The 3972-nt window shown below is 70.9% G+C and carries 4 protein-coding genes; all 4 read right to left on the bottom strand.

Annotated features, from left to right (window positions below; all coding sequences use genetic code 11):
* Positions 1-197 precede the first annotated feature (197 nt).
* Positions 198-839 carry an IclR family transcriptional regulator gene (locus CCN51_RS48200; protein WP_014179218.1) on the bottom strand — a complete coding sequence of 214 codons (642 nt, stop codon included), beginning with the start codon at positions 837-839 and terminating at the stop codon, positions 198-200.
* A gap of 480 nt (positions 840-1319) precedes the next feature.
* Positions 1320-3119, bottom strand: a complete 1800-nt coding sequence (locus tag CCN51_RS48195; protein ID WP_078610953.1) for a DEAD/DEAH box helicase — start codon at positions 3117-3119, stop codon at positions 1320-1322.
* 110 nt (positions 3120-3229) lie between these two features.
* Complete coding sequence (locus tag CCN51_RS48190) at positions 3230-3613, bottom strand: type II toxin-antitoxin system death-on-curing family toxin (RefSeq protein WP_014179216.1); 384 nt, start codon at positions 3611-3613, stop codon at positions 3230-3232.
* Positions 3614-3811, bottom strand: coding sequence for an Arc family DNA-binding protein (locus CCN51_RS48185; protein WP_014179215.1), 198 nt, complete (start codon positions 3809-3811; stop codon positions 3614-3616). It abuts the gene before it with no gap.
* Between the last annotated feature and the right edge of the window lie 161 nt (positions 3812-3972).

Here is a 3972-nt window from a genome sequence, read left to right as displayed (position 1 = left end):
CGTCCGGACCGCAGGCCGCAGCCTGCGGCCTGCGGTCCGGACGACGGCTGGCGGTCCGGGCACTAGCGGCAGGAGGGAGCAGGCGGGCGGGGGCACAGCGCGCGGCGATTCGGCGCGCGGCGGCGCAGGCCGTCGGCGCCAGGCGTCAGCGCAAGCCGTCAACGCAGGTCATCAACCCCAGACCGCGGCGCAAACCATCAGCGCAGGGCGTCCGCGACCTCGCGGGCCGCGTCTACTACGCGCGGACCGACCCGTTCCGGCACCGCGTCGCAGAGCATCACCACGCCCACACTGCCCTCGATCCCGGTCACCCCGACCAGGGGCGCGGCCGCACCGCTCGCGCCCGCTTCCAGTTCGCCGTGGGTGAGGACGTAGCCGGGGTCGCCGCCCCGGCCCGAGCGGGCGGACAGGATGGCGCGGCCCGCGGCGCCGCGGTCCAGGGCGTGGCGGAAGCCGGCCCGGTAGGCGACGTGGTAGTCGGTCCAGGTCGGTTCGACGACCGCGACCGCCAGCGCCTCCGCGCCGTCGACCAGGGTGAGGTGCGCGGTGGCGCCGATGTCGTCGGCGAGGGCGCGCAGCGCGGGCAGCGCCGCCTCGCGCAGCAGCGGATGGACCTGGCGGCCGAGCTGCAGCACGCCGAGCCCGACCCGCGCGCGGCCGCCGATGTCGCGGCGTACGAGGGAGTGCTGTTCGAGCGTGGCCAGCAGGCGGTACACCACGGTGCGGTTGACGCCGAGCTTGTTGGACAGCTCGGTCACGGTCAGCCCGTGGTCGGTGTCGGCGAGCAGTTTGAGGACGCGCAGTCCTCGGTCGAGCGTCTGGGAGGTCTCCGCGGTCACGACGCCCCCTCCTCCGTATGAGTGGCGGCTCTTGGCGGAGGGCGCCGCCGGTCCTGGCGACGGCGCGCCAGAGGCCGCCGGTCGTGGTCGCACGCACCGGCTGCGCTCCGCGGCGGCGCTGCCACGGGGCGTGTGCGTTGGCCGGAACGGTAGCGAGCCGGTCCGCTAAGCGAAAGAGTTTGTCCAGAATCCGAGCGGAGCTGCCCCGCGGGGGTCGTAAATACGCCGGATTGGTGGGCATTCGTCGCGATTCTGCGGGCGGGCGATGGCAAGAGTGGGCGCGGATACGGCGGGCTCATATACAAGGCGGAAGGGCTTACGGGGAAGCCCTTCCGCGGACGTACGGCGTCGGACGTCGGCGCGGACGTCCGCCCGGACGTCGGCGCGGCCGGGGTCGAGGGGACCTGTACGGCGTACGGCGTCGGGGCGCCGCGTACGGCGTCGGGCCGCTCGGCGCGGCCGACGCCACGGCGTACGCCGTCACCGCATCCGCGTCGCCCACTCCCGCACCTTCTTGATCCGCTCCCGGATCTGCCCCGCCGTCGCCTCCGCGCTCGGCGGTCCGCCGCACACCCGGCGCAGCTCGGTGTGGATCACCCCGTGCGGCTTGCCGCTCTGGTGGACGTACGCCCCCACCAAGGAGTTGAGCTCCTTGCGCAGCTCGAGCAGCTCCTTGTGGGTGACGACCGGCCGCCGCTCCGCCGGGAGTTCCAGCAAGTCAGCCTCGGTGTCCGGCTTTTTGCGGCTGTGCGCGATCTGCCGCGCCTGCCGCCGCTGGAGCAGCAGTTGCACCTGGTCGGGCTCCAGGAGCCCGGGGATGCCGAGGTAGTCCTGCTCCTCTTCGCTGCCCGGGTGCGCCTGCATGCCGAATTCGGCGCCGTCGTAGAGCACCCGGTCGAAGACCGCGTCCGACTCCAGCGCCTCGAAGGGCAGCATGTCCTGCTCGCCGGTGTCCTCGTCCTGCTGCTTCTCGGCCTCCTGGAGAAGCTTCTCCTCCTCGGCGTACGGGTCCTCCTCCTCGCCCTCCTTCTTGGGCTTGTCGAGGACGTGGTCGCGTTCGACCTCCATCTCGTTCGCGAAGCCGAGCAGCATGGGGATGGTGGGCAGGAAGACGGAGGCGGTCTCGCCGCGCCGCCGGGACCGTACGAAACGGCCGACGGCCTGTGCGAAGAACAGTGGGGTGGAGATCGTGGTCGCGTAGACGCCGACGGCCAGGCGCGGCACGTCCACACCTTCCGACACCATGCGGACCGCGACCATCCAGCGGTCTTCGGAATGGCTGAAGTCCTCGATGCGCTGTGAGGCCCCGGAGTCGTCGGACAGCACGATGGTGGCTTTACTGCCGGTGATCTCACGGATCAGCTTGGCGTACGCGCGCGCCGAGTCCTGGTCGGTCGCGATGACGAGCGCGCCCGCGTCCGGGATGGACTTGCGGACCTCGGTGAGCCGCTGGTCGGCGGCGCGCAGCACGTTCGGCATCCAGTCGCCGCGCGGGTCGAGCGCGGTGCGCCAGGCCTGCGAGACGGCGTCTTTGGTCATCGGCTCGCCGAGCCGGGCTTCGAGCTCATCGCCGGCCTTGGTCCGCCAGCGCATGTTGCCGCTGTAGGAGAGGAAGATGACCGGCCGGACGACGCCGTCGTTCAGGGCGCTGCCGTATCCGTAGGTGTAGTCGGCGGCCGAGCGCCGGATGCCGTCGTTGCCCTCCTCGTAGGCAACGAAGGGGATGGGGTTGGTGTCGGACCGGAAGGGGGTGCCGGTCAGCGCGAGCCGGCGGATCGCCGGCTCGAACGCCTCCAGGCATGCCTCGCCCCAGGACTTGGAGTCGCCGGCGTGGTGGATCTCGTCGAGGATGACGAGGGTCTTGCGCTGCTCGCAGCGGTTGCGGTGCAGCATCGGCCGCACGCCGACGCCCGCGTAGGTGACGGCGACGCCGTGGTAATCCCGCCCGAGGGGCCCGGCGCTGTACTCGGGGTCCAGCTTGATGCCTATCCGGGCCGCGGCCTCCGCCCACTGCTTCTTCAGATGCTCGGTCGGCGCGACGACCGTCACCTGCTGCACGACGTGGTGGTGCAGCAGCCAGGAGGCGAGTGTCAGCGCGAAGGTGGTCTTGCCGGCGCCGGGGGTGGCGACCGCGAGGAAGTCGCGGGGCTGCTCCTGTACGTACTTCTCCATCGCGCCCTGCTGCCAGGCGCGCAGCTTGCTCGCGGTACCCCAAGGGGCCCGCCCGGGGAAGGCGGGCGAGAGGTGATGGCTGGTGGTGGAGGAGGCGGTAGTAGTCACGGTCTCCGTCGGGCTGATCGGCGAGGGGTTCGAGGACCGCGTCAGCCTACCGGTGTCATCCTTCACGCTTGGGGGCTACGCCCCGGGTCCACCCGGAGGTGGGATTCAGCTCACATCGCCGCGTGCAGCGCGCGCAGTCCGGCCGCGATGTCGTCGACGTCCTCGATCGCACCCGAGGCCACGCCGACGACGAGCTTGTACGCCTCGTCCTGGTCGACGTCGAGCATCTCCGTGCCGTTGATGTCGAGGAAGACGACCGTGGACATCCACGTCATCCGCTTGTTGCCGTCCACCAACGGGTGATTGGCAGCGAGCGACTGAAACAGCGCGGCCGCCTTCTCGAACAGGTCGGTGTATGCCTCGATGCCGAACATCTGCGACTGCGGGCGGTACACCGCCGAACTCAGCAGACCAAGGTCGCGCACCGCGATCTGCTGCCCCCCACAGGCCATTTCCGTGAGGTCCAGCACTTCCTGGACCGTCAGGTACTTCACTTACTCCCCCAGCCTCCGCAGCAGGTCCGCATGGCGTGCCGCGTACTTCGCCCCCAGGCGCCGGACGGATTCCCGGTCGGCCTCCTGCTCCAGATACCGGTCGATCGCCTGAAGCACTATGGCGTGCATGCTGCGGCCCTCCTCTTCGGCCCGCCGCTTGAGCGCCTCTTGCTGGTCGTCACGCAGACGGAGATTCATTGCCATACCAGAACGGTACCGTCGATGGGGTCAAAGTGGTACCACTCTATTGGGTGACGGGCCGCAGCCGCGTCGTCAGCACCGCCCCCACCAGCGCCACCGCCGCCATCGCCACGTACACCGCCGCGAACGCCCCCGCATGCCCCGTCCCCGCCGTGGCC

This window comes from Streptomyces milbemycinicus (genome assembly GCF_002154605.1).
Classification (GTDB): domain Bacteria; phylum Actinomycetota; class Actinomycetes; order Streptomycetales; family Streptomycetaceae; genus Streptomyces; species Streptomyces milbemycinicus.
Note: the sequence above shows the minus strand (reverse complement) of the source record. Positions and strands in the feature narration are given on the sequence as shown.